Genomic DNA, 26,773 nt, shown 5'->3' with positions numbered 1-26,773 from the left:
CAGTGTTCCATGGAGCGTCTACAGTTGGACAGAGGACTGGCAGTGATTCTGCCGGCTCAGTGAATCTTTGGCCTTCGTATCGGTCTAGAGCGTGACCGCAGTGTCGCTCGACCTGCTCTTGTCTACGCTATACCTGTGCGAGACTCACTCAGGAATCCAGAGCAATTATGAATGTCCTGATCGTTGATGACGAACCCCAAGCCCGTGAACGCCTGACACGGCTGATCGCTGAATTGGAGGGGTACACCGTGCTGGAGCCCAGCGCCACCAACGGCGAGGAGGCCTTGGCACTGATCGAAAGCCTCAGGCCCGATGTGGTCCTGCTGGACATCGGCATGCCAGGCCTGGATGGCCTGCAGGTCGCCGCTCGCCTGTGCGAGCGCGAGGCGCCACCGTCTGTGGTGTTCTGTACCGGTGATGATGAATACGGTGCCGAGGCATTCAAGGACAGCACCCTCAGCCATGTGACCAAGCCGATTCAGCCTCAGGCCCTGCGCGATGCCTTGCGCAAGGCCGAGAAGCCCAACCGTGCCCAGCTGGCGGCGCTGACCCGGCCGGGCAGCGAGGGCGGCGGCCCGCGCAGCCATATCAGTGCGCGCACGCGCAAAGGGATCGAGCTGATTCCATTGCCTCAGGTGATCTATTTCATCGCCGACCACAAGTACGTGACGTTGCGTCACGAAGCCGGGGAGGTGCTGCTCGACGAGCCGCTCAAGGCACTGGAGGACGAATTCGGCGAGCGCTTCGTGCGCATTCACCGCAATGCGCTGGTTGCCCGTGAGCGTATCGAGCGCCTGCAACGCACGCCGCTGGGGCATTTTCAGCTGTTCCTCAAGGGCCTCGATGGTGATGCGTTGACGGTCAGCCGCCGGCATGTGGCGGGTGTGCGCAAGATGATGCAGTCACTTTAACCGGTATCGGCCTGCCCGCCGGTACCGGTCACAACAGGATCCTGACCCACATCTGCAAGCGATGCCGGTGATGCTGTTATCATCAGCGGCATTTCTCTGGATCGGGGCGTTTCATGTCCACTCGCGAAATCCGCATTGCCACCCGTAAAAGTGCCTTGGCCTTGTGGCAGGCCGAATACGTCAAAGCCCGCCTCGAGCAGGCCCACCCCGGGCTGCTGGTGACCTTGGTGCCCATGGTCAGCCGCGGCGACAAGCTGCTCGATGCGCCATTGGCGAAAATCGGCGGCAAGGGCCTGTTCGTCAAGGAGCTGGAAACCGCGCTGCTGGACAACGAAGCCGACATCGCCGTGCATTCGATGAAAGACGTGCCCATGGACTTCCCCGATGGCCTGGGCCTGTACTGCATCTGCGAGCGCGAAGACCCGCGTGATGCCTTCGTCTCCAATACCTTTGCCAGCCTCGACGCCTTGCCGGCCGGCAGCATCGTCGGCACCTCCAGCCTGCGCCGCCAGGCCCAGCTGCTGGCCCGTCGGCCGGACCTGAAAATCCACTTCCTGCGCGGCAACGTCAACACCCGCCTGGCCAAGCTCGATGCCGGCGAATACGACGCCATCATCCTCGCCGCCGCGGGCCTGATCCGCCTGGGCTTCGAGGATCGCATCACCGATACCATCAGCGTCGACGACAGCCTGCCAGCCGGTGGCCAGGGCGCGGTGGGTATCGAGTGCCGCAGCGCCGACACTGAAATCCATGCGCTGCTGGCGCCGCTGCACCATGCCGATACCGCCGACCGCGTCGTTGCCGAGCGCGCCTTGAACAAGCGCCTCAACGGTGGCTGCCAGGTGCCCATCGCCTGCTATGCGGTGCTCGAAGACGATCAGTTGTGGCTGCGCGGCCTGGTTGGCCAGCCAAGTGGCGGTACCTTGCTGGTAGCGGATGCCCGTGCGCCGCGGGACGCTGCGGAAACCTTGGGCGTGCAGGTTGCCGAAGCACTACTGGGCCAGGGCGCCGAAGCCATTCTCAAGGAAGTCTACGGCGAGGCCGGGCATCCGTGAGCCTTTGGCGCCTGCTGCTGACTCGGCCTGAAGAGGACTGCGCGGCACTGGCGCAGAGCCTGGCTGTTGCCGGTGTGGCCAGCAGTTGCCTGCCGTTGCTGGCCATCGAGCCCGTCGCTCTGGATGGCGGACAGCGTCAGCAGCTGGCTGGGCTGGCGCAGTGTCAGGCGATCATCGTGGTCAGCAAGCCGGCGGCCCGGCTGCTGCTCAAGCGGCTGGCAGAGGCCGGCCTGCAACCCCCGCCCACCGCCTGGTTCTCTGTGGGTGAAGCGACTGCGGCGGTGCTGCAGTCCGCCGGTCTGAAGGTGACTTTCCCTGCGCAAGGTGATGACAGTGAGGCCTTGCTCGCACTCCCGATCCTGCGCGAGGCTATCGCAGTTCCTACGTCACGCGTGGTGATTGCCCGTGGCGTTGGAGGTCGCGAACTTCTGGCCGAGCGTCTTGCAGAGCAAGGTGCTAGTGTCGAATATCTGGAACTGTATCGTCGCTGCCTGCCGGACTACCCGGCGGGCACGCTGATGCGCCGCATAGAAGCGGAACGCCTCAATGGCCTGGTGGTCAGCAGTGGGCAGGGTCTTGAACATTTGCAGCAGATGGCCGCCGCCGACTGGCCGCAGGTAGCCAGGCTGCCATTGTTCGTGCCCAGCCCAAGGGTCGCAGAACAGGCCCGGGCCGCCGGGGCCCAACAGGTTGTGGATTGCCGTGGCGCGAGTGCCACGGCCTTGCTGGCAGCCGTGCAGCGCAGCGCTGCACCTGCTTCTCAAGGCGCTTCGCACTAGCGCGAAGCGCCCCCATGCAAAGGATGGATACGTGAGCGAAACTGTCTTGTCCAACAATGATCAGCCGTCGGCCCAGGAGCCGGCGCAACCCGTCACCGACAAGCCCGTAAAGCGCTCTGGCGGTGGTCTGGCCATGCTGGCGCTGTTGGTCGGTGCGGCCGGGGTTGCAGTAGGCGGCTGGGGTGTCTGGCAGGTGCGCCACCTGCAAGGCAGCGAAGCGAACCAGGGCCAGCATCTCGAAGCGCTCGACCAGCGCGCCGCTGCTCTGCAGCAGCGCGAGCAACAGATCAGTGCGCAACTGGCCAGCCTGCCGGCAGCCAGCGAGCTGGAAGACCGCCGCCGCCTGGTGGCGCAGCTGCAGGGCGACCAGCAACGCCTGAGCCAGCGTCTGGAAACCGTCCTTGGCGAAAGCCGCAAGGAGTGGCGCCTGGCAGAAGCCGAGCACTTGCTGCGCCTGGCTACCTTGCGCCTGTCGGCCTTGCAGGACATCACCAGCGCCAAGGCGCTGGTCGAAGGTGCTGACGAAATCCTTCGCGAGCAGAGCGACCCGGGTGCCTTTGCCGCCCGCGAGCAACTGGCGCGCAGCCTGGCCACGCTCAACAGCACCCAGCAGCCGGACCGCACCGGCCTGTTCCTCAAGCTCGCCGCCCAGCGTGAGCTGGTGCAGCAGCTCAGCGCCCAGTCGCCCGAGTTCGCCAGCAACGCCGATGCGCTGGGTGCGCTGACCGCTGATGGTGATGGGGCCAGTCGCCTGTCGCAGTGGTGGGCAGAAATCTCCAAGTACTTCCAGATCGACTTCAACGCCGACGACAATGTGCGGCCGTTGCTGGCTGGCCAGCAGCTGAACCAGCTGCGCCTGGCCCTGAGCCTGACCATCGAGCAGGCGCAGTGGGCTGCGCTCAATGGCGAGGCCAAGGTCTACACTCAGGCCCTGGATGATGCACGCAGCGTGCTGCTGGCCAACTTCAATGCCGACAACCCGCAAAGCAAGGCGATGCTCGACAGCCTCAATGCGCTGGCTGAGCAGCCTGTCTCGGTAGTGACCCCAGACCTGAGCGAAAGCCTGGCCGCAGTGCAGGCGTACATCCAGCGCCGCCATCTGCCAGCCGAGGCGGAAGGGGGCAAGCCATGAAGCGTGTCTACCTGCTGGCCGTATTGGCAATCGTGATTGCCGCAGCGCTGGGCATTGCAGTGGCCAAGCACAGTGGTTACGTGCTGATTGCCTACGGCGGTTTCCGCTACCAGTCCGGGTTATGGGCGGCGCTCGCAGCGCTGGTTGGCGTAATCGTATTGCTGTTGCTGCTGCGTTACCTGGTCGGCCTGGTGCTGACTTCCAGTGGCGTGGTCAACCCGTGGTCGCGACGCAACCGCAGCCGACGCGTGCGGATTGCTATCGAGCAAGGCCAGCTGGACCTGGCCGAAGGTCGTTGGGCCAGTGCCCAGCGTCACCTGCATCGTGCTGCCGAGGCCGAGCGTCAGCCGTTGCTGTATTACCTGGGTGCCGCCCGCGCCGCCAATGAGCAGGGGCGCAAGGAAGACAGCGACAGCCTGCTTGAGCGTGCCCTGGAGCGTCAGCCCCAGGCCGAGCTGGCCATTGCCCTGACCCATGCGCAATTGCAGATGGACCGTGGCGAGCGCGATGGTGCGCTGGAAACCCTGCTGGCCATGCAGGAGCGCCATCCACACAACACGCAGGTGCTGCGCCTTCTGCAGCGCCTGCACCTGGAGCGTGGCGACTGGTCGGCATTGATTCGCCTGCTGCCGGACCTGCGCAAGGGCAAGGTATTGCCAGCCGACGAGCTGGCCGCGCTGGAGAAGCGCGCCTGGGGCCAAAACCTTGGCCTGGCGACCACCCGCGGCGAGGATTCGCACAGTGCCCGTCAGGCCCTTGAGCGTGCCTGGCAGCAACTGACCGCAGCCCAGCGCCAGGAGCCGCAACTGGTGCTGGCCTATGCCGAACAGCTGCGCCAGGTGGGTGCCCAAGGCGAAGCCGAGCAGGTGCTGCGCACTGCGCTCAAACGCGAGTACGAAAGCCACCTGGCTCGCCTGTATGGCCTGGTACGCGGTGATGACCCGGCGCGTCAGCTGCAAACCGCCGAAGGTTGGCTGAAGGCCCATCCGGAAGACCCGAGCCTGTTGCTTACCCTCGGTCGCCTGAGCCTGCAAAACCGCCTGTGGGGCAAGGCACGCGACTATCTCGAAAGCAGCCTGCGCATGGAGCGTAATCCGGAAGCCTGTGCCGAGCTTGCGCGCCTGCTCGCCAGCCTGGGCGAAACCGAGCGCAGCAATCAGCTGTTCGAAGAAGGCCTGGGCCTGCTCGATGAGCGTCTTCTGGCGTTGCCGCTGCCACACGGCGAGCGCGCCTGAGCATCCCATGAGCCCGCGCGGGTGCGCGGGCTCATGGGGAGTAACTTTTTCCGCGTTGTAAGTTAGTTCTGCAGAATCTACTTAGGAAGTTTCCTACAGCTCGGGTGGAAACTTCCCTTGCAATACAGCGACTTGTCATTCCAGTAGCGCCTTGAAACAACCCCGGACTTTCCTCTACCGTTCCAGGTTACTTCAACTTTCCCGGGACCTTTCTGCCCATGTCGATGGCCAGTCTGCGCACGTTTTTCATTCCGGCATGCCTTGCTTCGCTGGGGGTGCTGGGCGTGTCGTTCTATCTCGAGAGTGCCCTTGGGCTTGTGCCTTGCCCGCTGTGTTTCAGTCAACGGCTACTGCTGGGCGTTTACGCACTGGTCTGCCTGTGTGCGGCGCTGCATGGGCCTGGTATTGTCGGGGCACGGCGGTACGCGCGAACGGCGCTGCTGTGCGCGGCCAGCGGTGTCCTGCTGGCGGCACGGCATGTGTGGTTGCAAGGCGCGACCGATGCCAGCCATATGTGTCCGTTGCCAATCGGGCGCGTGTTCGAGCTGTCGTGGCGTGATGCTGCGCGGCAACTTTTGCTCGGCGGCCCTGACTGCAGTTCGCTGACCTGGAGCTTTCTCGACCTGACCTTGCCGGAGTGGAGCCTGCTGGGGTTTCTACTGCTGGCGTTGCTGCCCTTGAGTTGGCTGCTGGCGTATCGTTTCCGCTCGCTTGGCAATCCTTGATCTGGCGCAGGCCGGTGGTCGATAGCGCGACCAATGGTGGTGCATCGGGGTATTAAACACTTGTATGAACTTTGTCTGCTGCGTACCTTGATGCCAAGCACGCTCGGGAATAATCTCGCAGCACGCATACCGAAAATACAACTGCTCGATGCCGTCCTGCTGATGTCACCTTTGTGCTGCACGGTCGTGGTGCGAGGTGCAGCGGCATCTACCCAGAAGGGAAGAGATTGCCATGCTCGATAGTTGCCAGAACGCCCAGGAACGCTGGGGTGGGGTTCACAAGCTGATCGACCGTTGGCTCGATGAGCGAGAGGCGCTGGTCCAGGCTTTCCGCACCTTGCGCGACGCCAAGCCGGCCTTTGCCGACAAGGACACAAACGGCGACTTTTGCACGCTACTGGTCGACTACGTTTCGGCGTGGCATTTCGAGGTCAGCGAGCAATTGGTCAGTGAAGCGAAAGCGTTCGGCGATACACGAGGCCTGGAACTGGCCACGCAGATCAATCCGCGCATTGATGAAAGCACTCAGTTTGCCTTGGCCTTCAACGACCATTGCGACAAGGGGGAATGCAAGGATCCTGCGCGTTTCGCCGAAAAACTCGGCAAGCTGGGCGGCCTTCTGCACGAACGCTTCGAGCTGGAAGACTGCCTGATCGAGGTGCTGCATAACGCGCACAAGGAAGAGGGCGCGGTTGAAGCCTGAAGGCCGGCGTCATTCGCCGACCGAGAGTAACTCGATTTCGAACACCAGCGGCGTGTAGGGCGCGATCAGGTCACCTGCGCCCTCGGCACCGTAGGCCTGTGCCGAGGGGATCACCAGGCGCCAGGCCGAACCCGCTTTCATGTGTGGCAGCGCCACCTGCCAGCCTTCGATCACCGAGCCCAGGCTGAACCACTGCGGTTGCTGGTTCTGGTCAAACACTGAGCCGTCGGGGAGCCTACCCACATAGCGCACCTGTACCTTGCCTCCGGCTTTCGGTTGCGCGCCATTACCCGCTTTCAGCTCACTGTACAGCACACCTTCCGGCAGCTCGTGCACACCGGCACGAGCCCGCTCGTTGGCCATGAAGCGGGTTTCCACGGCCTGCAGCCGGGTCACTTCGGCTTGTTCGGCGGCGCTGCTGGCCTGTTCTTCGTGCTCCTGGAGAATGGCCTGCATGCGTGCCTTGTCGAGCTGCAATGGCTGGCCCTGATAGGACTGGCGCAGGCCTTCGACCAGCGCATCCAGCTGCAGGCCAGGCACCTCCTCGCGCAGGCGCTCACCGAGGCTGGCGCCGAGGCTGTAGGCCAGGTCGTGATCATTGGCAGGAGCGGTATCGGTGGCGGCCAGTGCGAATGGCACCATCAGGTACAGGCCAAAAACAAGATAACGCGGCATGGGTAACTCCAGCTCAATGAGCAGGGAAGTATGCCAGCCTTGTTGCTTGTACATGCGTAAATATCAGCAACGTTTTGTTAAGCAACTACACTTGCATGGAGCTGCAAGATAACAACTTTGCCCAGGCATGCAACGCGGCGCCATCAATACTGTCAACATGCCCTAGCGGCGGTAGCAGCAGAAGCATAGTATGAGCCGCAATCTCGTCAGCCAGGAGGTAAACCATGTCGGCTAAAAAGAAGCCAGTAAGTACGCCGTTGCACCTGCTCCAGCAACTTTCGGGCAGCCTGCTCGAACACTTGGAAGAAGCCTGCTCGCAAGCGCTGGCTGATGCGGAGAAATTGCTGGCCAAGTTGGAAAAGCAGCGCGGCAAAGCTCAGGAAAAACTGCACAACGGTCGCCTGAAGTTGCAGGATTCGGCCAAGGCCGGCAAAGCCAAGGCGCAGAACAAGGCGCAAAAGGCTATTGGTGAACTTGAAGCATTGCTCGATTCGCTCAAGGAACGCCAGACCCAGACCCGTACCTACATTCAGCAACTCAAACGTGATGCCCAGGAAAGCCTGAAACTGGCTCAAGGTGTCGGCAAGGTTCGTGAGGCAGCTGGCAAGGCGCTCGACCAGCGTGCAGTGGCTGCCAAAACCGTGAAACCGGCTGCTGCCAAGGCACCGGCCCGCAGCGCCAAGCCTGCAGCCGCCAAGGCTCCAGCCAAACCGGCCGCAACCAAGGCCCCGGCCCGCGCCGCCGCCAGGCCAGCCGCGAAACCTGCTGCAGCCAAGCCAGCGGCCGCGAAGCCAGCAGCCAAAGCCCCGGCCAGAACTGCCGCTGCCAAACCTGCCGCCAAGCCAGCTGCGAAGCCTGCTGCTGCCAAGGCCCCAGCCAAGCCAGCGGCCGCCAAACCTGCATCAGCCAAAGCACCGGCCCGAACCGCCGCCGCAAAGCCAGCTGCCAAACCAGTCGCCGCCAAACCCGCCGCAGCCAAGCCAGCCGCTAAACCTGCTGCTGCCAAGTCTCCAGCCAAACCCGCTGCAGCCAAACCTGCCGCTGCCAAGCCTGCTGCTGCCAAAGCACCGGCCAAACCTGCCGCCGCCAAGCCAGCAGCCAGATCTGCAGCGAAGGCCCCGGCGAAACCTGCCGAAACCAAACCGGCTGCACCAGCAGCCAGTGCGCCAGCGACCAACTCGGCCGCTCCTGCCCCGTCTTCGGCACCTGCCAGCACCCCAGCTCAGTCGCCGTCTTCGGCCTCCTGAAGCCCTGCGGCCGCGACGCGCAAGTCAACCAGCGCGTCGTGGCCACGGGCCTGGTCCGGTGCCAGCCGGTCCAGCCAATCGTCCTTGGGCTCCTGCGAGCCCGAAGGCCACTGTTGCGCACAGGTTTGTAGCCGTTGCAGCAATTGCTTCTCCGCTTGCAACTCCAGCCCCTTCACTTGCTCACGCACCTCCGCCAGGTGTGGATCGTGCTGCGCGGGCGTGCGCCATTGCTGGCGCAGACTGCGTAACGGCGTAACCACATCGCGTTGCCATGGCCCGGCAATGGCGAGCAGTGCCTGGGCGCGCTCTTCATTGAAGGGCACTGCACGCGCCTGCAACCAGGTTGCACAGAGCAGCAGGCAGACGTCGCCCCCCATCGCCTGCACATCCAGGCAGGCCTTTTCGACACCCGGGCGGGCATACAGCGCCAGGGCGTAATTCCACAGGTCGGTGTACATGATTCCACTCACGCTGCGGGCCGAGGAAGCTGGTAGACTCCGCGACCACTATGATCAGACTATCCAACCTCACTTTACAGCGTGGTCCGCAGCGCTTGCTAGAAGGCGCCGAGATGACCCTGCACGCCGGTCACAAGGCCGGCCTGATTGGCGCCAATGGCGCCGGAAAATCCAGCCTGTTCGCCATGCTGCGCGGTGAGCTCTCGCCCGATGGCGGCGATTGCCAGCTGCCCGGCGACTGGCGCATTGCCCACATGCGCCAGGAGGTCGATACCCTCGACCGCCTGGCCGTGGACTATGTACTTGACGGCGACGCCCGCCTGCGCAAGGTCCAGGCCGAATTGGCCGTGGCCGAACAGGCCCACGACGGCACTGCCCTGGCACGCCTGCACAGTGAGCTGGAAGTGGCCGACGGCTACACCGCCGATGCCCGCGCGCGCAAGCTGCTGGCTGGCCTGGGTTTCACCAACGAGCAGATGGACCGCCGCGTCGGCGATTTCTCCGGTGGCTGGCGGATGCGCCTGAACCTGGCCCAGGCACTGATGTGCCCGTCCGACCTGCTGCTGCTCGATGAACCGACCAACCACCTCGACCTCGATGCAATTCTGTGGCTGGAAGACTGGCTCAAGGGTTACCCGGGTACGCTGTTGCTGATCTCCCACGACCGCGATTTCCTTGATGCGGTGGTCGACCATGTGCTGCATGTCGAGCAGCGCAAGCTCAACCTGTACAAGGGCGGTTACACGGCCTTCGAGCGCACCCGTGCCGAGCGTCTGGCCCAGCAGCAGCAGGCCTACGAGAAGCAGCAGGCGCAGCGCGCGCACATGGAAAAGTACATCGCCCGCTTCAAGGCCCAGGCCACCAAGGCCCGTCAGGCGCAGAGCCGGATCAAGGCCCTGGAACGCATGGAAGAGCTGTCGGCGGCGCATGTTGATTCGCCGTTCGACTTCGTTTTCCGCGAATCGCAGAAGATCTCCAGCCCGCTGCTGAGCCTGTCCGAAGGCCGCCTGGGCTATGGCGACAAGGCGATCCTCGACAAGGTCAAGCTGCAGCTGGTCCCGGGTGCGCGCATCGGCCTGCTCGGCCCCAACGGCGCCGGCAAGTCGACCCTGATCAAGAACCTCGCCGGTGAGCTCGAGCCGCTGTCGGGCCGCCTGGTCCGTGGCGAGAACCTCGCCGTCGGCTACTTCGCCCAGCACCAGCTCGACTCGCTGGACGACAAGGCCAGCCCACTGCTGCACCTGCAACGTATCGCGCCGACCGAACGTGAGCAGACCCTGCGCGACTTCCTGGGTGGTTTCGATTTCCATGGCGACCGTGTCGACGAGCCGGTGGTGAACTTCTCCGGCGGCGAGAAGGCCCGCCTGGCCCTGGCGCTGATCGCCTGGGAACGGCCGAACCTGCTGCTGCTCGACGAACCGACCAACCACCTCGACCTGGAAATGCGCCTGGCGCTGACCATGGCCCTGCAGGAGTTTGCCGGTGCCGTGGTGGTGGTTTCCCACGACCGCCACCTGCTCAAGAGCACCACCGACGATTTCCTGCTGGTGGCCGATGGCAAGGTCGAGCCCTTCGATGGCGACCTTGACGACTACAGCCGTTGGCTGGTCGAGTACCGTCAGCGCAGTGCGCCGGCCAGCAATGCGCCGGCCAACCCGGACAAGACCGACAAGAAGGCCCAGCGTCAGGCTGCGGCAGCCTTGCGCCAACAGTTGGCACCGCACAAGAAGGCGGCCGACAAGCTCGAGAGCGAGCTCAACCAGGTGCATGCGCAGCTGGCCGAGGTTGAGGCTGCGCTGGGCGACGGCGGTGTGTACGAGGCGGCGCGCAAGGATGAGCTGCGCGATCTGCTGGCTCGGCAGACCAAGTTGAAGCAGCGTGAGGGTGAGCTTGAAGAGGCCTGGATGGAGGCTCTGGAAGCTTTGGAGAGCATGCAGGCTGAACTCGAGGCGATGTCCTGACCCATTGATGTTGCAAGTGCTGGCCTCTTCGCGGGTAAACCCGCTCCTACAGGGGCCAGTGCAGGCGATAGATGCCCGCAGAATTTGCTGGTTATTTTTTCGCCAAAACCTTAGCTTAACGTTTTGCAACAATTGTTGAGCGAGGTGTGTGATGTCGATGGAAGTGTGGTTGGGCTTCTTTGCCGCGTGCTGGGTGATCAGCCTGTCGCCGGGTGCCGGGGCCATTGCCTCGATGTCCAGCGGGCTGCAGTACGGTTTCTGGCGTGGATACTGGAATGCCCTAGGCCTGCAACTGGGCCTGATCGTGCAGATCGCCATCATCGCTGCTGGTGTCGGCGCCATCCTGGCCGCTTCCGCCACCGCCTTCCAGGTCATCAAGTGGTTCGGCGTGGGCTATCTGGTCTACCTGGCGTACAAACAATGGCGCGCCTTGCCCATGGACATGACCGACGATTCCAGCGTGCGCCCGATCGGCAAGCCGCTGAGCCTGGTGTTCCGTGGTTTCCTGGTCAACGTCAGCAACCCCAAGGCGCTGGTGTTCATGCTCGCCGTGCTGCCGCAGTTCATCAACCCGCACGCGCCGCTGCTGGCGCAGTACATCGCGATCACCGTGACCATGATCAGCGTCGACATGCTGGTGATGGCGGGCTACACCGGGTTGGCTTCGCGGGTGCTGCGCCTGCTGCGCACGCCCAAGCAGCAGAAGCGCCTGAACCGTACCTTTGCCGGGTTGTTTATTGGCGCGGCGACCTTCCTCGCCACCCTGCGCCGGGCGCCTATCTGATCGTACGCCGGGGCTGCCTTGCAGCCCCGCTCATTTCTGCTTGTCCACCAACCCCTTGAGTAAGTCGACCGGTAACGGAAAAACAATGGTCGAGCTCTTATCCCCGGCAATCGTCCCCAGCGTCTGCATGTAGCGCAACTGCATGGCCCCCGGCTCCTTGCTGAGCATCTGCGCGGCCTGCATCAGCTTTTCCGACGCCTGCAATTCGCCCTCGGCGTGAATCACCTTGGCCCGCCGCTCACGTTCGGCTTCTGCCTGGCGGGCGATGGCGCGGACCATCGATTCGTTGAGGTCGACGTGCTTGATCTCGACGTTGGCCACCTTGATGCCCCAGGCGTCGGTCTGTGCGTCCAGTACCTGGCGGATGTCCAAATTCAGTTGCTCGCGCTCGGCCAGCAGTTCGTCCAGCTCGTGCTTGCCCAGCACGGCACGCAAGGTGGTCTGGGCCAGCTGGCTGGTGGCGACGAGGAAGTCCTCGACCTGGATGATCGCTTTCTGCGGGTCGAGCACGCGGAAATACAGCACGGCATTGACCTTCACCGACACGTTGTCGCGGGTGATCACATCCTGTGGCGGCACATCCAGCACCACGGTACGCAGGTCGACCCGGACCATCTGCTGGATCACCGGGATCAGCAGGATCAGCCCCGGCCCTTTGACCTGCCAGAAGCGCCCCAGCTGGAATACCACGCCCCGCTCGTACTCGCGCAGGATGCGAAATGCCGACAGCAACAGCATCGCCAGCACGATCAGCACCGCGCCGAAACCCACTTGCATGAACATCATCGGTCTCCTTGCGCCGCAGGCGCGGCGGCGCTCACTTCCAGCATCACCCCATGGCGTGCCGTGACCCGGACGTTCTGCCCGAGCTGCAGCGGCGTGGCGCACTGGGCTTGCCATTGTTCGCCCTGGGCTTGGACCGAGCCACAGAACGGGTTGCCCGCCATCACCTGGGTGACCGTCACCAGGCTGCCGACCAGGCCAGCATCACCGCTGACCAGCGCCCGTCGGCGCGCCTTGAGGGCCATGCCCAGCAGACCGCCGATCATCAGCGCCGAAAGCACGGCGAGGGCACCGATGAGCGTCAGCGGGATACCAAAGCCCGGTGCATCGGTGTCGATCAGGATCACGGCGCCGACCACGAAAGCGACGATGCCGCTGAAACCGATCACGCCGAAGCTGGGCAGGAACGCCTCGGCGATGATGAAGGCGATACCGAGCAGGATCAGCGGCACGCTCAGATTGGTGATGACGGCCTCCAACTCGGTGCCCTGGGCCTTGGCCTGTCCGAGGTTGCTAATCAGGCAGTCGGCGCTGGCCGGGGCAAGACCAAGCAGCAACAGCAGCAAGCAGCTGAAACATCGAGTGATCACCTGTCGTCACCTCGTTGACCTCTCTGTTTGAAGTTTAGCCATGCCTGCCCACCCGCGGCCTAAAATTGGAAATTGGGGGCGAAACCGGAGGTGCATCATGCGTATGGCCAAGACCCTGCAGCAGCGCCTGGACCAGGCCAACTGCGACTACGACATCATTCCCCACCCACACTCGGCCACTAGCCTTGAATCGGCGCGCACGGCCGGGGTACCCGCCGAGCGGGTCGCCAAGTCGGTCATGCTCGACGATCGCCACGGCAACTACATCATGGCCGTGCTACCGGCCAACCGGCACATGGACATGAGCAAGGTGCGCATGTTCGGCGACTGGCAAATGACCCGTGAAAGCGCCTTGCCGATGCTGTTCGGCGATTGCGAGCGGGGCGCCATTCCGGCAATGGGCGACGCCTATCAGATAAAGATGCTGCTCGATTCGAGTCTTACCCGTCAGGGCGATGTCTATCTGGAGGCGGGTGATCACGATCACCTGATCCACATGAGCATGGAGCAGTACCTCAAACTGGTACCGCACGCCGAAGTACGAGAACTGTGCTGATGATAACCAACCCATGCCGGGCCGAAAGCTCAGCTGACCGGCCCGGTGCTAAGGAGGCAACATGGAAAAACCGAACCACCACTTCTCGGAAATTTTCAAGCAACTGGGGCTGCCTGATGATCCCGTTGAAATCGAGCGCTTCATTACCACGCACTCGCCGTTGGATGACGGTGTGAAATTGGTGGATGCGCCTTTCTGGAATGAAGGGCAGCGCGCATTTCTCAAGGAAAGCTATACCGCTGATGCAGACTGGATACCGATGATCGACCAGTTGAACGAGGCACTGCATCCGAAGAAAAAATAAGTGCCGAGCGGCACCTGACGAGTGATCGGCCGTTGCTATGCTCAGGAAAAACAATAGGGGATAGCGCGATGAAAGATCCCTACGCACCAGGTTTCTGGTGCTCCGTGACGATCCTGGGCACCCTGACGGCCGGTTACTTCTTTGGCATCCGCCACACCCAGCAGATGAATCAGGCCATACAGTTTCTCTACGCTGGCGCTGCATTTTCCGCCGCCACCGCGATGGTGGCGCTGACCTGGATTGCCTGGCAGCAGTTGCGCCTGAACAAGCGTGAAGTGATCCAGGGTCGAACGCTGCTGACCATCTGGAACACCAAGGTTGCGCTACGCCGCGTCGAAACAGTATTCGACCGATACTTCTGGGGCAGCTACTGGCATTCCGGTCGCACCTTCGAGGAGGTCATGGGCGAGCTCAAGGGTACTCCGCTGGAGCAAAGCCTGGATGCGTTGAAACGCCAGTGCCGGGTTCTCGACCGTGAAATCCACGACCATCATCATCACTGGCTGGCCAATGCCCGAGACCTGTCCAGCGTGGCCACGGCCATGGCCCGCGAGCGTTATCAGCTGGACCTGTGCGAGCCTTCGGGCAACGGCCATGGCAACACCGCCGTGCTCAATCGTGACCTGGAGGTGCTGGTGTACACCTGGTCGGCGCGCCTGCGCAGCTTCGACCATCAGCTGGACGAGCTGGAGCGCGCCTACCACTGAGGCGTGGTCATTCGCCGCGAATGTATTGCTCCAGTTGCTTGATCAGGCTGGCCTGTTCGGCAATGGTTTCCTTGACCAGGTCACCGATGGACAGCAGGCCGAGCAGCTTGCCGTTTTCCACGACTGGCAGGTGGCGCAGGTGGCGGTCGGTCATCTGCTGCATGCAGTAATCCAGGTTTCTTTTTGGTTCCACCGTGATCACTGGCGCGCTCATGATTTCGCGCACCGGGGTGGCAGCGGAGGAGCGGCCCTTGAGCACCAGCTTACGGGCATAGTCCCGTTCACTGACGATGCCCACCACCTGGTCGTTCTCCACCACCGGCAGTGCACCCACGTTTTTCTCCGCCAGCAGTTTCAGGGCGTCGAGCACCGAGTCATCCGGGCCGATGGTGTACACGGTCTGGTGCTGGGACTTGGTCTTGAGGATTTGTTCGACGGTCTTCATACGGGCCTCTGCGGGAGAAAAGACGAGCTCTTGGAGTAAATAAAGCATCCGGCACGCCGGCCTGCACGGCAATGCAGGAAACGGCATCGAGTCGATTAAAAAACGTCATGGGTGTTTCTTGTACCGGCCTCTTCGCGGCTAAAGCCGCTCCCACCGGGACGGCACATGCCTTGAAGCTGATGAAAATCCTGTGGGAGCGGCTTTAGCCGCGAAGAGGCCGGTACGGCTGGCTCAGAGCTTCGGCATCTGCCCGATCCGCGCCACCATCTCGCTCACCACCTGCAGGTCGAGCATGAACTGTTCCACGGTCTTGAACTCGTTGTCGTTGTGCCCGGTGTACTTCACGTCCGGCATGGCCAGGCCGAACTGCACGCCATTGGGCAGGTCATGCACCGAGGTGGCGCCGGCCGAGGTGCCGAATTCATGTTTCATCCCCAGGTTCTCGCTGGCCACATCGAGCAGCGCCTTGACCCACTCGCCTTCGGGGTTGCGGAACATCGGCTCGTCGAGGCTGTAGTCGAAGGCCACCGAGGTGTGGCTCTGGCGGGTCCATTTGCCAAGCTTGTCGGCCAATTGGTCCTTCAGCGTGGCCAACGGCTTGCCTTTGGGGATGCGCAGGTTCACGGCCAGCTTCAGGCCCTTGGCATCCACCCCGACGAAGGTCAGTGAGGTGGTCAGCGGGCCCATGAACGAGTCTTCGAAGCCGATGCCGAGCTTCTTGCCCAGATAGTCCAGGCCCCAGTTGTCGGCGGCGTAGCGGGCGGCGTCGGTGAAGTGGTTGTGCTTGAGCGGCACCTGCTGGCCCAGGCCATTGAGGAAGTCGAGCATGCGGGCCACCGGGTTGACGCCGGACTCCGGTTCCGAGGAGTGGGCAGACACGCCGGTCACGGTCAGCAGCACGTTCTTGCCGTCGACCTTGGCGTCGATGCTGAAGTCCTTGCCATTGCGCTTCACATAGTCGGCGCCAGCCTTCTCCAAGTGTTTGGCCAGCTCGGCCGGGTTGTCCGCCACCAAGGTCGCCACCGACGTGGTCGGAATCTGGTTGGTCGCCAGGCCGCCGGTCAGGTTGACGATTTCCGCACCCTGGCCCGTGGCCGGGCGCTTGCTGAAGCTGGCCATGACCGTACCGTAGCCTTTCTCGGCAATCACCACCGGGTAGCCGCCATCGAGTGCCAGGTTGTAGTCCGGCGTGGGGTTACGCTCGAAGTAGTACGGGATGGCGTCGCCGCTGGTTTCTTCGGTGGTGTCGATCAGCAGCTTGAACTGCCGGGCCAGCGGTAGCTTTTCATCCTTGGCCACTTTCAATGCATACATCGCCACGATGATGCCGTTCTTGTCGTCCTCGGTGCCACGGCCGTACATGCGGTCGCCGACCAGGGTGACCTTGAACGGGTCGAGACGGGTGCCGTCGGCCAGTTTCCAGTTGTCCGGGTTGACCGGTACCACGTCGGCGTGGGCGTGGATGCCGACCACTTCCTTGCCTTCACCCAGCGAGATCTCGTAGACGCGGTTGTCGACGTTGCGGAAGGCCAGGCCGAAGCTCTCGGCCAGGGCCTTGATCTTGTCGGCGATCTTCAGGAATTCGGGGTTTTCGTGCTGCGGCACACCGTCGACGCTGAAGGTGGGGATGGCTACCAGCTCGCGCAGGTTTTCCGTGGCGGCTTTGGCGTACTTGATGCGGGTGTACAGGCCGAGCAGGCGGTTGATCTCGTTCTGCTGTTCGGCGGCGAGCGGCTTGCCGGCCAGGTAGGCGTCGAGCGTGGCGGTGAGGTTGTCGGCCTTGGCCAGGTCACTGCCCTTGAGGTTGCCGAGGAAATGCTTGAAATCGACCGGATCACTGCCATCGAAGGTTTTGATGATGGCGGCGGATTGCTGCTGGGTAAGGTTGGCCTGGGCAGGGATTGAAAACATGGAAACGCCGGTCACCAACAGTGACGTAGCGAAGATCTTGGCAAATGTCATGGGAATGCACATTCCTTTGCAATGTAGATGAGGCCCGATCAAAAAAACGAGCAGGGTCTCACGCTATCACCAATGCACAGTGGGAGGGAGAGAGGAAGGTATCTATTCCTACAGAATTGTAGGAGCTGTCACTCGCGACGAGGCATCCCGGTCTCATAGCTAGCCGGTGATCACTAATGTTCCCATGCAGTGAGTCTCACGACAGCGACAAGGAGCGCTTCCATGCGAATGCTGAAATTCTTATCCCTCACGGGCGCACTGGCCTTTACATTGGCCGGTGCTTGTTTTGCCAATGCTCTGGACGATGGTACTGATCACTCGATCACTGTCGAAAAGTTCGTGCATTCCTTCACCGTTCAGCCTGACGGCAGTTTCCAGCTGGAAGCCGAGTCGACTTTCCGCATCAATGAGGAACGGGCCATTCGGCAAGCGGCTCAGCGTGCGCTTAGCTTCAACCATTCGCTAGAAACCTTGACGATCATTGACGCATACACCCAGAAGCCTGATGGGCGAAAGGTGGTGGTGGATGCATCACAGATCAAGGAGCAGCAAGAGCAGATATCTTCCTTTGCGCCGATGTTCCAGGATTCGCGCGTCAAGGTGGTGATCTATCCACAGGTTGCCGTAGGTGATCGCCTGGTGCTGCGCTACAAGCTTGATCGCGCTACTGCGCTGTTCCCAGGCCACTTCGAAGAGCTGATCACACCAGGGTTCCATCCTGTGGAGCAGTTCACCATTATTTATGACCTGCCAGCAGGCATGCCGTTATACGCCGATGCCCGCGGCTTCAAGGCATCGGCCCCGGAAAGTGGCAATGGGCGTAAGGTCCATCGCTGGGACTTCGTGCCAGCCAACCAGGCACGGATCGAAGAAGGCGCGGTGTCCTATCTGGACTACGGCAGCTACCTCGCGGTTTCGACGTTCAAGGATTATGCCGCACTGGCATCCAGCTACCAGGCCCGTGCCACCGTTGAGGTGACGCCAGCGATAGCGACACTGGCCGAACAGTTGACGGCGGATACAGACGATGACCGTGCCAAGGCACTCAAGCTCAGTGACTGGGTGCGAAAGAACATTCGCTATGTGGCTGTTTACGTCGGTGCTGGCGGCGTGGTTCCGCACACGGCGCAGACCGTTCTGAACAACCGCTATGGTGACTGCAAGGACCATGTGGCATTGCTCAATGCGCTGCTGAACGCAGCAGGCATCGAAAGTTCGCCAGCGCTGATCAATCAGGGTAACGCCTACTCCTTGCCGAAGGTGGCAACGCTCGGCGTGCTCAACCACGCGGTGACTTACATCCCGAGCCTGGACCTGTATCTGGATTCTACCGATCCATCGGTCGCTGCCGGCTTTCTTCCGCAACTGGTACTAAACAAGCCAACAATACTGACCGTGTCGGGTAAGTTCGGGAGCACGCCACCTACTCAATTTGGCAGGGTGGCAAGTGATTTGCTGTTCAAAATAGACAGCAAGGGTGCTGCTGACTTCACCAGCACTGCGGCGATCGAGGGCTGGGCCAGTGAGTACCACCGATTCGGCGTCAAAAGCATGGATCCGGCTGACCTGGATCGCTACGTCGAACAAGTGCTCAACCACTATGGGCAGCGAGGTAGTGGCAAGATTGTCATTTTGCCTTCCCAGGGGCCTGAGCATTTCACCAGTGTGGCCGAAGGGCATACCGCGAATTTGGTCAATTTGCCTGGTCCGGTCGGGGTGGCGGCAATCAGCAGTCTGTTTGGTGGCATTGCGGGGCTTGTCAGCGACTACGCCGGGGAAAGTAACCGAACCCAACCCTTCGCCTGCTTTGGCGATGAAATGCTGGAAAAGGCGCGTTTTGAATTCCCGGCTGAAATCGCCATTCAGGCAATCCCCGAAAGCATCACTGTGAAAGATGACAGTTTCGACTACAGCGCTCGTTATACACAGGACGGCCATGCGGTCGTCATCGAACGGCGCATTCAGTTCAAGCACAACAAGGCGGTGTGCACTCCCGAGCAGTTCCAGGCGATGAAGCCGGCCATCGAAATGATGGTCAAGGACCTACAAGGGCAGATCATCGTGCAAGGCTGACTGCCCTCAACGCAAAAAGCCCCGCCAGAATGAACTGTGCGGGGCTTTTTGCGTGCATCTCGATCAGCCAAGCGACCGGGAGTGCTGAATTCATGGCGCACTCGGCGGGATTCGAACCCACGACCCCTGCCTTCGGAGGGCAGTACTCTATCCAGCTGAGCTACGAGTGCAACGCGCACGCATGATACCCATCTGATTCGGCGGCGTCCATCGCCTTGATCTAAGGCTGTTTTTCCACTGCTACTGGATCGGGCCAGCGAAAATCCATCTATCCATATGCGATATCAGTATTTCCTTACAGGCTCTTATGCCCTCTATTCTCTCGTCACAACTTGTTATAACAAGTCATCGATCAGCGAAGAGACCCATGGCCGAACTGCTCCCCCTTTCTCCGGTACCGCTCTACACCCAGCTCAAGGAATTGCTGCGCGAGCGCATCCTCGACGGCACTTATCCACCGCATAGCCGCATGCCCTCGGAAAGCGAACTGGGCAAGGCGTTCGACGTCAGCCGCATCACCGTGCGCCAAGCGCTGGGTGATCTGCAGAAAGAAGGGCTGATCTTCAAGATCCATGGCAAAGGCACTTTCGTCGCCAAGCCCAAGGCGTTCCAGAACGTCAGCACCCTGCAGGGCCTGGGCGAGTCGATGACGCAGATGGGCTACGAGGTGATCAACCGCTTGCGCAGCTTCCGCCATGTGCCGGCCAACGCACTTGTTGCCGCGCGGCTGCAGGTCGAGGAGGGCAGCCTGGTCACCGAGATCCGCCGGGTGCGGCTGATCAACCGCGAGCCGGTGTCGCTGGAACTGACTTGGCTGCCCAAGGCCGTCGGTGAAAGGCTGGAGAAGGCCGACCTGGTCACCCGCGACATCTTCCTGCTGCTGGAAAACGACTGCGGCATCGCCCTGGGTCATGCCGACCTGGCCATCGATGCGGTGCTGGCCGACAGCGACCTGACCCAGGCGCTGGAGGTGGAGGAGGGCGCGCCGATCATGCGCATCGAACGCCTGACCCACGCCGCCGACGGCACGCCACTGGACTTCGAACACCTGTATTACCGCGGCGATGCCTTCCAGTACCGCCTGCGCATCGACCGCCAGAAGGGGAGCAAGGCATGAGTATCGAGACCCAGGATTACGACATCATCGTCATCGGCGGCGGCACCGCCGGGCCGATGGCCGCGATCAAGGCCAAGGAGCACGACAAGAGTCTGCGCGTGCTGCTGCTGGACAAGGCCAACGTCAAGCGCAGTGGCGCCATCAGCATGGGCATGGACGGCCTGAACAACGCCATCATCCCCGGCCATGCCACGCCCGAGCAGTACACCAAGGAAATCACCGTGGCCAACGACGGTATCGTCAACCAGGCCGCCGTGCATGCCTACGCGACCCACAGCTTCGAGACCATCGAACAGCTCGACCGCTGGGGGGTGAAGTTCGAGAAGGACGAGACCGGCGACTACGCGGTGAAGAAGGTCCACCACATGGGCGCCTATGTGTTGCCCATGCCCGAAGGCCACGACATCAAGAAGGTGCTCTACCGCCAGCTCAAGCGTGCCCGTGTCGAGATCAGCAACCGCATGGTCTGCACCCGCGTGTTGCTCGATGCCGAAGGCGCCGCTGCCGGTGTGCTTGGCTTCGACTGCCGTAGCGGCGAGTTCCGCGTGGTCCGCGCCAAGGCGGTGATCCTCGCCTGCGGTGCCGCCGGGCGCCTGGGCCTGCCATCGTCGGGTTACCTGATGGGCACCTACGAGAACCCGACCAATGCCGGCGACGGCTATGCCATGGCCTACCATGCCGGCGCCGAGCTGGCCAACCTCGAGTGCTTCCAGATCAACCCGCTGATCAAGGACTACAACGGCCCGGCCTGCGCCTACGTCACCGGCCCGCTGGGTGGCTACACCGCCAACAGCAAGGGCGAGCGCTTCATCGAGTGCGACTACTGGAGCGGGCAGATGATGTGGGAGTTCCACCAGGAGCTTGAAGGCGGTAACGGCCCGGTGTTCCTCAAGCTCGACCACCTGGCCGAGGAAACCATCCAGAACATCGAAGAAATCCTGCACAGCAACGAGCGCCCCAGCCGCGGCCAGTTCCATGCCGGGCGGGGCACCGACTACCGCCAGCACATGGTCGAGATGCATATCTCCGAGATCGGCTTCTGCTCGGGGCATTCGGCCTCGGGGGTGTGGGTCAACGAGAAGGCCGAGACCAGCGTGAAGGGCTTGTATGCCGCCGGAGACATGGCTGCGGTGCCGCACAACTACATGCTTGGCGCATTTACCTACGGCTGGTTTGCCGGTGTGAACGCCGCGCAGTACGTGGCCGGGCGGGACCTGGCCGAGGTCGACGCCGAGCAGGTCGAGCGCGAGCGCGCGCGGGTGTTCGCCCCGCTGCAACGCGAGCATGGCCTGCCGCCTGCGCAGGTTGAGTACAAGCTGCGGCGCATGGTCAACGACTACCTGCAGCCGCCGAAGGTCACCAAGAAGATGGAGATCGGTCTGGCACGTTTTGCCGAGATCGAACGTGATCTCGACCAGATGAAAGCCAGTAACCCGCACGAGCTGATGCGTGCCATGGAAGTGTCGGTGATCCGCGACTGTGCCGAGATGGCGGCACGCGCCTCATTGTTCCGCAAAGAGAGCCGCTGGGGCCTGTACCACCACCGCGTGGACTTCCCTGAGCGCAACGATGGTGAGTGGTTCTGCCATTGCCATCTGAAAAAAGGCGAAAACGGTGAGATGACCAGTTTCAAGAAAGCAGTCGAGCCGTACCTGATCGCGCTGGATGCCCAGGAACAGACCGCCTATGACCGGCTGCGGGTCAAAGCCGACGCCGCCTGAATAAAACAGCGGGCCGAGGGCCCCAAGGACCCCGTGAAATGGCTTACCAGCCCCAGGAAATCTTTTTTCGCAGCAGCGCCCCGGTAACCATCGACGAAGACAAGTGCATCGCCGAAAAAGGCTGCACCGTCTGTGTCGAGGTCTGCCCCATGGACCTGCTGGCGATCAACCCGGCCACGCAAAAGGCCTACATGGCCTTCGACGAGTGCTGGTACTGCATGCCTTGCGAGAAAGACTGCCCCACCGGCGCGGTCAAGGTCGACATCCCGTACCTGCTGCGCTGATTCTTCCCCGCTACCGGTGAACCACCGGACGCGCCTTCCTGCACTGCCCCTCGTTTCCCACCCCCCAAGCCGGGCGGCGGAGACGATTCCAGAACTCAAAACGATTCGAGGGGAAACACCCATGCGCCTTGTAGCAACCGTGGCCGGCCTCGCGCTGGCGCTCACCGGCCTGAACGCCAACGCCGAAACCATCCGCATCGCCATTGGTACCCAGGACACCACGATCAACTGCGCCACTGGCGGCCTGCTGATCCGCGAGCTGGGCCTGCTCGACAAGTACCTGCCGCATGACGGCAAGTACAAGGATGCCCAGTACCAGGTCGAGTGGAAGAACTTCACCAGCGGCGCGCCGCTGACCAACGAGATGGTCGCGGGCAAGCTCGACTTCGGCGCCATGGCTGATTTCCCTGGCTCATTCAACGGTGTCGCGCACCTGGATGCCGGCAAGCGCAGCCTGTTCATCAGTGTGCTGTCGGGCAGTGTGCATGGCAGCGGCAACGGCATCGTCGTGCCGGCAGCGTCGAAGGTGCAGTCGCTGGCTGAGCTCAAGGGCAAGACCATCTCCGTGCCGTTCGCCTCCACCGCCCACGGCATGCTGCTGCGCGCCGTCGCCGCCCAAGGCTGGGACCCGCAGAAGGACGTGCGGATCATTGCACAGGCCCCGGAAATAGCAGGCTCCGCCTTGCGCAGCAACCGCATCGAGGCCCACGCCGACTTCGTTCCGTTCGCCGAACTGTTCCCCAATCGCGGCTTCGCCCGCAAAGTCTACGACGGTGCCCAGGCCAACGCGCCAACGTTCCATGGCGCCTTGGTGGATGCCGATTACGCGAAGAAGTACCCGGAAGTGGTCACCGCCTACCTGCGCGCCAGCCTTGAAGCCGACCGCCTGATTGCAGCCGAACCGGAGAAGTACAGCGAGCTGATCGAAAAGGTCACCGGCATCGAAGCCGAGGTCAACTACCTGTTCCACGGCCCGCTCGGCCTGCAGACCCGCGACCTGACCTGGAAGCCGGAATACCGCCAGGCCGTGGCCACCTCCATTGATACGCTGAAGCTGCTGAAAAAGACCGACCGCGGCCTCGATACCGACCAGTTCATCGACGACCAGTACATCCGTGCCGCCTACAAGCAGGCTGGCCTCGACTACGACAAGGCGCTGAAGAATTACGACCCGCTGCCGCTCAAGGCTAATGATGCGCTCACCGGCAAGCCGATCACCGACCTCAGCCGCCTGGCGCAGATCTGGGTGCGCGGTGAAGACAAGGTGCGTCATTACGCTTCGCCGCAAGCGGCCCTCGGCGCCCTGGCCCAGCTGGAGCAAGAGGGCAAAGACATCCGCGCGATCTACGCTCAGGCTGCCGACAGCGGCATCAAGCTGCTGGCCAACCAGGCCTGGTTCGTGCGCAACGCCAAGGGCGAGCTGTCGGCATTCCTGCTCAAGGACCAGGCCGAGCAGTACGCCAAGGCCCATGGCGGTGAAGCGCTGGACTTCGTCAGTGCCAACCAGAAGCTGGTCGCCCAGCGCTGACCGGGAGGCACCGACATGACCCGCGACCTCAAACGCTGGCCCGTGCGCCTGGCTTCGCTGCTGGCCTGCCTGTTGTTCTGGCAGGTGGCGGCCAGCGTCAAGCTGGACCTTGGCCTGCTGACCTTTACCTATGTCCCCACACCGCAGGCGGTGCTGGAGGCGGCCTGGCAGTTGCTGACCTCCAGCGCCCTGCTGGCGCACCTGGGCAGCAGCCTGTCGCGGGTGTTTGCCGGGTATGCCGCTGCGGCACTGCTGGGCGTGACCCTGGGGCTATTGATTGGCCGCTCGAAATGGGCCGAGGACACCTTGCTGCCGCCGCTCGAAGTGTTGCGACCGATACCGGCGGTGGCGTGGATCCCGCTGGCGATCCTGATGTTCCCTTCCTCGGAGCTGTCGATGGTATTCATCACCTTCACCGGTGCGCTGTTCCCGATCCTGCTCAACACCGTGCATGGCGCTGAGGCGGTCGACCCGCGTCTGGTGGCGTCGGCGCGCAGCCTGGGTGCCGGGCGCTGGGCGATCCTGCGCGAAGTGGTGCTGCCTGGTGCGCTGCCGAGCATCGTCACCGGCCTTGCCATCGGCATGGGCACCTCGTGGTTCTGCCTGGTCACCGCCGAGATGATCGCCGGGCAGTTCGGCATCGGTTACTACACCTGGGAGTCGTACACCTTGCAGAACTACCCGGACATCATCGTCGGCATGCTGCTGATCGGCGTGCTGGGCATGGGCAGCAGCGCGCTGGTCAAGCGCCTCGGCGCATTCGCCACGCCCTGGTACCGCACGCGGAGGGCTGGCTGATGAACAGTTATCAACAGCCGCCCGGGCGAATCGATGGGCATGCGCTGTCGATTCGGCTGGGTGAGGCCCGAGAGGCCTTCGAGGCGGTGCAGCGCCTGGATTTCGCCGTGGAACCGGGCGAATTTGTCTGCATCCTGGGGCCCTCCGGCTGTGGCAAGTCGACGCTGCTCGGCGCCTTGGCCGGGCACCTGGTGCCCAGCAGCGGAGTGCTGAGCGTGGATGGCCAGGCCATCGCCGGGCCGTCGCCTCAGCGCGGCATGGTGTTTCAGCACCACACCTTGCTGCCGTGGCGCAGCGTGCTCGACAACGTCGCCTTCGGCTTGAAGATGCAAGGCCTGGGCAAGGCCGAACGCCGCCAGCAGGCGCGTGAAATGCTCCAGCTGGTGGGCCTGGCCGATTTCGCCGAGCGCTGGCCCAGCCAGTTGTCGGGTGGCATGCAGCAGCGCGCCGAAATTGCCCGGGTGCTGATCAACCGCCCGCGTCTGCTGCTGATGGACGAGCCGTTCGGCGCACTGGATGCGCAAACCCGCTCGCGCATGCAGGAACTACTGCTGGATATCTGGGCGCGCATCCGTACCACCGTGGTGTTCGTCACCCACGATATCGACGAAGCCTTGTTCCTGGCCGACCGCATTCTGGTGATGAGCCCGCGCCCCGGCCGCTTCATCGAGAACCTGCGCCTGGACTTTGCCCGCCCGCGCCGCGCCAGCCTGTTGACCAGCCCTGAATTCACCCACCTCAAACGCCATTGTCTGGCCTTGCTGCGCCATGAAGAGGGCCGTGAATTGCCGCGCCTGACGCCGCTTGGCCTGCCGGCCGTCGACCCTCTGCCGTTAAGGATCGCATTATGACTGCGCGAAGCACCGACAACCCCGAGATTCTTGAACTGCTGCCACGCCTCGAAGCCGATGACGCCGGCGTGCGGCACATTGCCCTGATCGAACTGGCCGACCTGGAAGACCCGGACGCCTTGCCGTGGCTTACCGATGCCCTGCTGGTCGATGCTGCTGACGAAGTGCGCGCCGAGGCCGCGCGCCTGCTGGAAGCCTGGGAGGAGCCGGAAGTGGTTCAGGCCTTGTGCGCCGCACTGGCAGATAGCGCCGAAGCGGTACGCTTGGCCGCAGCACAGAGCCTCAGCGAATTGAAGAGCCCAGAGACCGGGCAGCTGATTTTGCCCTGGACGATCCACGCAGATACTTTCGTCCGCGCCAGTACCTTGCGTGCCCTGCGTGAGCTGCGCCTTGAAGACGCCGCCGGGCCTGCACTGCGGGCGCTGGAGGACCCCGACGCGGCAGTGCGGCGCGAAGCCGTAGGTATTCTGGGTTGGCTCAAACATGAGCCGGCGTTGCCCGCGCTGGCCAGGCTGGCCGAGCACGAGCCCGACACCGAGGTGCGTCGTGCTGCAATTGGTGCCCTGGGGCTTGCGCGTGATTCCGGCGTGCTGCCGGCGTTGGTCAGCGCGTTGCGCGACCCGGCCTGGCAGGTGCGCGAGGAAGCCGCGACGACGCTGGGCAAGGTGGGCCATGCCCAGGCGGGCCCAGCATTGGTAGCGGCGTTGGACGATGGCTTCTGGCAAGTGCGCTTGCGCGCTGCCCGCTCGCTGGGCCGTTTGCGTCACGCCGAAGCGCTGGATGCTTTGGCCGACTTGCTTGGCCACGGCATCGCCAACCTGCGCAAGGAAGCCGCGCTGGCGCTCGGCGAACTGGGCCAGGCCAGTGCCTTGCCGGCATTGCAGGCGGCTGAAGCAGACAGCGACCCGGAAGTGCGCAAGGCCGTGCGTATCGCCTTGGCGCAGCTGCGCGGGGCGGCTTGATGAACAGCCCGAGTGCAATACGCAACCAGCGCGAGGCAGGGCATCTGACTGTGCAATGGCAGGATGCCGAGCAGGTTATCAGCCACGCCCGCTTACGCGCTGCCTGCCCTTGCTCGCAATGCCGCGCTGCCCGCTTGGGCGGTGCGATTGCCGTGGTGCAGGACGATGTGCGGGTAGCGCGCATCGAGCCGCAGGGTTACGGCGTGCAGTTGCTGTTCAGCGATGGGCACCAACGGGGTATCTACCCTTGGGAGTATTTGCGCGGACTGGGGGCGGCATAGCAGTACCTCATTCATCTAACCGGGGCGGCGCAATTTCAAGGCTTGCGAACCGAGGAACAAACCGGTCTATGCCATGCGCACCGGTCTGCCGTTCGACCGGCAGGTCTATAAGCAGAAGGTGCAGCATGACGCCGTGGTCGAGCGCT

Annotated in this window: 27 protein-coding genes, 1 tRNA gene and 1 pseudogene; 22 read left to right on the top strand and 7 right to left on the bottom strand. The window is 62.9% G+C overall.

All coding sequences use genetic code 11. The features are described 5' to 3' along the window. The first annotated feature begins 167 nt into the window (after positions 1-167). From APH28_RS03305 to APH28_RS03275, 7 genes are all read left to right on the top strand, one after another. Positions 168-911, top strand: a complete 744-nt coding sequence (locus tag APH28_RS03305; RefSeq protein ID WP_060507618.1) for a LytTR family DNA-binding domain-containing protein — start codon at positions 168-170, stop codon at positions 909-911. 113 nt (positions 912-1,024) lie between these two features. Then, positions 1,025-1,966 (top strand): hydroxymethylbilane synthase, encoded by a 942-nt coding sequence (gene hemC / locus APH28_RS03300; protein WP_060507617.1) that lies wholly within the window; start codon positions 1,025-1,027, stop codon positions 1,964-1,966. Beyond that, a complete protein-coding gene (locus tag APH28_RS03295) occupies positions 1,963-2,745 on the top strand; it encodes a uroporphyrinogen-III synthase (RefSeq protein WP_060507616.1) in 783 nt (260 codons plus the stop codon). Before hemC ends, APH28_RS03295 begins: the two co-directional genes overlap by 4 nt. 31 nt (positions 2,746-2,776) lie before the next feature. After that, a complete protein-coding gene (locus APH28_RS03290) occupies positions 2,777-3,877 on the top strand; it encodes a uroporphyrinogen-III C-methyltransferase (RefSeq protein ID WP_060507615.1) in 1,101 nt (366 codons plus the stop codon). Beyond that, positions 3,874-5,112: a heme biosynthesis HemY N-terminal domain-containing protein gene (locus tag APH28_RS03285; RefSeq protein ID WP_060507614.1), complete on the top strand. Its 1,239-nt coding sequence runs from the start codon at positions 3,874-3,876 to the stop codon at positions 5,110-5,112. Before APH28_RS03290 ends, APH28_RS03285 begins: the two co-directional genes overlap by 4 nt. 218 nt (positions 5,113-5,330) lie before the next feature. Then, a complete protein-coding gene (locus tag APH28_RS03280; protein WP_060507613.1) occupies positions 5,331-5,837 on the top strand; it encodes a disulfide bond formation protein B in 507 nt (168 codons plus the stop codon). A 232-nt stretch (positions 5,838-6,069) separates the two neighbouring features. Beyond that, the gene (locus tag APH28_RS03275) at positions 6,070-6,540 is read left to right on the top strand and encodes an Rsd/AlgQ family anti-sigma factor (protein ID WP_060507612.1); all 471 of its coding nucleotides are present in this window, start codon (positions 6,070-6,072) and stop codon (positions 6,538-6,540) included. Between the two features lie 9 nt (positions 6,541-6,549). Here APH28_RS03275 and APH28_RS03270 read toward each other — a convergent pair whose 3' ends face one another. After that, positions 6,550-7,215, bottom strand: a complete 666-nt coding sequence (locus APH28_RS03270) for an FKBP-type peptidyl-prolyl cis-trans isomerase (RefSeq protein ID WP_060507611.1) — start codon at positions 7,213-7,215, stop codon at positions 6,550-6,552. A 224-nt stretch (positions 7,216-7,439) separates the two neighbouring features. Between APH28_RS03270 and APH28_RS03265 the strand changes: the two genes are divergently transcribed. After that, a complete protein-coding gene (locus tag APH28_RS03265) occupies positions 7,440-8,462 on the top strand; it encodes an AlgP family protein (protein ID WP_060507610.1) in 1,023 nt (340 codons plus the stop codon). On the opposite strand, the gene APH28_RS03260 is transcribed toward APH28_RS03265, so the two are convergent. Then, a complete protein-coding gene (locus tag APH28_RS03260) occupies positions 8,438-8,920 on the bottom strand; it encodes a TIGR02444 family protein (RefSeq protein WP_060507609.1) in 483 nt (160 codons plus the stop codon). The genes APH28_RS03265 and APH28_RS03260 overlap by 25 nt on opposite strands. Positions 8,921-8,970: 50 nt before the next feature. Here APH28_RS03260 and APH28_RS03255 point away from each other — a divergent pair, with 50 nt between their 5' ends. Beyond that, complete coding sequence (locus tag APH28_RS03255; protein WP_060507608.1) at positions 8,971-10,881, top strand: ATP-binding cassette domain-containing protein; 1,911 nt, start codon at positions 8,971-8,973, stop codon at positions 10,879-10,881. Positions 10,882-11,032: 151 nt separating this feature from the next. After that, complete coding sequence (locus APH28_RS03250; protein WP_060507607.1) at positions 11,033-11,665, top strand: LysE family transporter; 633 nt, start codon at positions 11,033-11,035, stop codon at positions 11,663-11,665. A gap of 30 nt (positions 11,666-11,695) precedes the next feature. Here APH28_RS03250 and APH28_RS03245 read toward each other — a convergent pair whose 3' ends face one another. Both APH28_RS03245 and APH28_RS03240 read right to left on the bottom strand, forming a co-directional pair. Then, on the bottom strand, positions 11,696-12,448 hold the full coding sequence (locus tag APH28_RS03245; RefSeq protein ID WP_060507606.1) for a slipin family protein: 753 nt from the start codon (positions 12,446-12,448) through the stop codon (positions 11,696-11,698). Then, a pseudogene (locus tag APH28_RS03240) lies at positions 12,448-12,900 on the bottom strand (NfeD family protein); the annotation flags it as partial. The pseudogene APH28_RS03240 and the gene APH28_RS03245, both read right to left, overlap by 1 nt. Before the next feature lie 235 nt (positions 12,901-13,135). Between APH28_RS03240 and APH28_RS03235 the strand changes: the two are divergent. From APH28_RS03235 to APH28_RS03225, 3 genes are all read left to right on the top strand, one after another. Further along, complete coding sequence (locus tag APH28_RS03235; protein ID WP_060507605.1) at positions 13,136-13,594, top strand: aminoacyl-tRNA deacylase; 459 nt, start codon at positions 13,136-13,138, stop codon at positions 13,592-13,594. A 61-nt stretch (positions 13,595-13,655) separates the two neighbouring features. Next, positions 13,656-13,898 (top strand): DUF2789 domain-containing protein, encoded by a 243-nt coding sequence (locus tag APH28_RS03230; RefSeq protein WP_060507604.1) that lies wholly within the window; start codon positions 13,656-13,658, stop codon positions 13,896-13,898. Positions 13,899-13,966: 68 nt separating this feature from the next. After that, entirely contained in the window at positions 13,967-14,605 is a 639-nt protein-coding gene (locus tag APH28_RS03225; RefSeq protein ID WP_060507603.1) for a hypothetical protein, read from the top strand. A gap of 7 nt (positions 14,606-14,612) precedes the next feature. On the opposite strand, the gene APH28_RS03220 is transcribed toward APH28_RS03225, so the two are convergent. Then, on the bottom strand, positions 14,613-15,050 hold the full coding sequence (locus tag APH28_RS03220; protein WP_060507602.1) for a CBS domain-containing protein: 438 nt from the start codon (positions 15,048-15,050) through the stop codon (positions 14,613-14,615). Between the two features lie 231 nt (positions 15,051-15,281). Next, on the bottom strand, positions 15,282-17,012 hold the full coding sequence (locus tag APH28_RS03215; protein WP_060507601.1) for a dipeptidase: 1,731 nt from the start codon (positions 17,010-17,012) through the stop codon (positions 15,282-15,284). A gap of 228 nt (positions 17,013-17,240) precedes the next feature. Here APH28_RS03215 and APH28_RS03210 point away from each other — a divergent pair, with 228 nt between their 5' ends. Continuing rightward, positions 17,241-19,085 (top strand): DUF3857 and transglutaminase domain-containing protein, encoded by a 1,845-nt coding sequence (locus tag APH28_RS03210; protein WP_060507663.1) that lies wholly within the window; start codon positions 17,241-17,243, stop codon positions 19,083-19,085. Positions 19,086-19,178: 93 nt separating this feature from the next. Here the strand turns inward: APH28_RS03210 and APH28_RS03205 are convergent. Continuing rightward, positions 19,179-19,255, bottom strand: a tRNA-Arg gene (locus APH28_RS03205). Between the two features lie 197 nt (positions 19,256-19,452). Here APH28_RS03205 and APH28_RS03200 point away from each other — a divergent pair. From APH28_RS03200 to APH28_RS03165, 8 genes are all read left to right on the top strand, one after another. After that, positions 19,453-20,202 carry a GntR family transcriptional regulator gene (locus APH28_RS03200; RefSeq protein ID WP_060507600.1) on the top strand — a complete coding sequence of 250 codons (750 nt, stop codon included), beginning with the start codon at positions 19,453-19,455 and terminating at the stop codon, positions 20,200-20,202. Then, a complete protein-coding gene (locus APH28_RS03195; protein WP_060507599.1) occupies positions 20,199-21,923 on the top strand; it encodes a fumarate reductase/succinate dehydrogenase flavoprotein subunit in 1,725 nt (574 codons plus the stop codon). Before APH28_RS03200 ends, APH28_RS03195 begins: the two co-directional genes overlap by 4 nt. A gap of 38 nt (positions 21,924-21,961) precedes the next feature. Beyond that, positions 21,962-22,207: a ferredoxin family protein gene (locus APH28_RS03190; RefSeq protein WP_008096634.1), complete on the top strand. Its 246-nt coding sequence runs from the start codon at positions 21,962-21,964 to the stop codon at positions 22,205-22,207. A 121-nt stretch (positions 22,208-22,328) separates the two neighbouring features. Beyond that, positions 22,329-23,735, top strand: coding sequence for an ABC transporter substrate-binding protein (locus APH28_RS03185; protein ID WP_060507598.1), 1,407 nt, complete (start codon positions 22,329-22,331; stop codon positions 23,733-23,735). Positions 23,736-23,750: 15 nt separating this feature from the next. Continuing rightward, entirely contained in the window at positions 23,751-24,533 is a 783-nt protein-coding gene (locus APH28_RS03180) for an ABC transporter permease (RefSeq protein WP_060507597.1), read from the top strand. Next, positions 24,533-25,384 (top strand): ABC transporter ATP-binding protein, encoded by an 852-nt coding sequence (locus APH28_RS03175; RefSeq protein WP_060507596.1) that lies wholly within the window; start codon positions 24,533-24,535, stop codon positions 25,382-25,384. The genes APH28_RS03180 and APH28_RS03175 overlap by 1 nt, the downstream gene beginning before the upstream one ends. Beyond that, a complete protein-coding gene (locus APH28_RS03170) occupies positions 25,381-26,346 on the top strand; it encodes a HEAT repeat domain-containing protein (RefSeq protein WP_060507595.1) in 966 nt (321 codons plus the stop codon). The genes APH28_RS03175 and APH28_RS03170 overlap by 4 nt, the downstream gene beginning before the upstream one ends. After that, the gene (locus tag APH28_RS03165) at positions 26,346-26,627 is read left to right on the top strand and encodes a gamma-butyrobetaine hydroxylase-like domain-containing protein (RefSeq protein ID WP_060507594.1); all 282 of its coding nucleotides are present in this window, start codon (positions 26,346-26,348) and stop codon (positions 26,625-26,627) included. Before APH28_RS03170 ends, APH28_RS03165 begins: the two co-directional genes overlap by 1 nt. Positions 26,628-26,773: the final 146 nt, after the last annotated feature.

The sequence above is a fragment of the Pseudomonas sp. NBRC 111124 genome (assembly GCF_001320245.1).
GTDB lineage: Bacteria > Pseudomonadota > Gammaproteobacteria > Pseudomonadales > Pseudomonadaceae > Aquipseudomonas.
The sequence above is the reverse complement of the archived record's forward strand: the minus strand, read 5'-3'. Positions and strand labels throughout refer to the sequence as shown.

Bases quoted from the DNA above. Each gene is read 5' to 3' on its own strand.
- APH28_RS03175 (WP_060507596.1), top strand. From the start codon at position 24,533: ATGAACAGTTATCAACAGCCGCCCGGGCGAATCGATGGGCATGCGCTG.
- APH28_RS03235 (WP_060507605.1), top strand. From the start codon at position 13,136: ATGCGTATGGCCAAGACCCTGCAGCAGCGCCTGGACCAGGCCAACTGC.
- hemC (WP_060507617.1), top strand. From the start codon at position 1,025: ATGTCCACTCGCGAAATCCGCATTGCCACCCGTAAAAGTGCCTTGGCC.
- APH28_RS03165 (WP_060507594.1), top strand. From the start codon at position 26,346: ATGAACAGCCCGAGTGCAATACGCAACCAGCGCGAGGCAGGGCATCTG.
- APH28_RS03190 (WP_008096634.1), top strand. From the start codon at position 21,962: ATGGCTTACCAGCCCCAGGAAATCTTTTTTCGCAGCAGCGCCCCGGTA.
- APH28_RS03280 (WP_060507613.1), top strand. From the start codon at position 5,331: ATGTCGATGGCCAGTCTGCGCACGTTTTTCATTCCGGCATGCCTTGCT.
- APH28_RS03215 (WP_060507601.1), bottom strand. From the start codon at position 17,012: ATGACATTTGCCAAGATCTTCGCTACGTCACTGTTGGTGACCGGCGTT.
- APH28_RS03265 (WP_060507610.1), top strand. From the start codon at position 7,440: ATGTCGGCTAAAAAGAAGCCAGTAAGTACGCCGTTGCACCTGCTCCAG.
- APH28_RS03285 (WP_060507614.1), top strand. From the start codon at position 3,874: ATGAAGCGTGTCTACCTGCTGGCCGTATTGGCAATCGTGATTGCCGCA.
- APH28_RS03250 (WP_060507607.1), top strand. From the start codon at position 11,033: ATGTCGATGGAAGTGTGGTTGGGCTTCTTTGCCGCGTGCTGGGTGATC.
- APH28_RS03185 (WP_060507598.1), top strand. From the start codon at position 22,329: ATGCGCCTTGTAGCAACCGTGGCCGGCCTCGCGCTGGCGCTCACCGGC.
- APH28_RS03230 (WP_060507604.1), top strand. From the start codon at position 13,656: ATGGAAAAACCGAACCACCACTTCTCGGAAATTTTCAAGCAACTGGGG.
- APH28_RS03305 (WP_060507618.1), top strand. From the start codon at position 168: ATGAATGTCCTGATCGTTGATGACGAACCCCAAGCCCGTGAACGCCTG.
- APH28_RS03260 (WP_060507609.1), bottom strand. From the start codon at position 8,920: ATGTACACCGACCTGTGGAATTACGCCCTGGCGCTGTATGCCCGCCCG.
- APH28_RS03195 (WP_060507599.1), top strand. From the start codon at position 20,199: ATGAGTATCGAGACCCAGGATTACGACATCATCGTCATCGGCGGCGGC.
- APH28_RS03170 (WP_060507595.1), top strand. From the start codon at position 25,381: ATGACTGCGCGAAGCACCGACAACCCCGAGATTCTTGAACTGCTGCCA.
- APH28_RS03245 (WP_060507606.1), bottom strand. From the start codon at position 12,448: ATGTTCATGCAAGTGGGTTTCGGCGCGGTGCTGATCGTGCTGGCGATG.
- APH28_RS03275 (WP_060507612.1), top strand. From the start codon at position 6,070: ATGCTCGATAGTTGCCAGAACGCCCAGGAACGCTGGGGTGGGGTTCAC.
- APH28_RS03270 (WP_060507611.1), bottom strand. From the start codon at position 7,215: ATGCCGCGTTATCTTGTTTTTGGCCTGTACCTGATGGTGCCATTCGCA.
- APH28_RS03210 (WP_060507663.1), top strand. From the start codon at position 17,241: ATGCTGAAATTCTTATCCCTCACGGGCGCACTGGCCTTTACATTGGCC.
- APH28_RS03220 (WP_060507602.1), bottom strand. From the start codon at position 15,050: ATGAAGACCGTCGAACAAATCCTCAAGACCAAGTCCCAGCACCAGACC.
- APH28_RS03200 (WP_060507600.1), top strand. From the start codon at position 19,453: ATGGCCGAACTGCTCCCCCTTTCTCCGGTACCGCTCTACACCCAGCTC.
- APH28_RS03255 (WP_060507608.1), top strand. From the start codon at position 8,971: ATGATCAGACTATCCAACCTCACTTTACAGCGTGGTCCGCAGCGCTTG.
- APH28_RS03180 (WP_060507597.1), top strand. From the start codon at position 23,751: ATGACCCGCGACCTCAAACGCTGGCCCGTGCGCCTGGCTTCGCTGCTG.
- APH28_RS03225 (WP_060507603.1), top strand. From the start codon at position 13,967: ATGAAAGATCCCTACGCACCAGGTTTCTGGTGCTCCGTGACGATCCTG.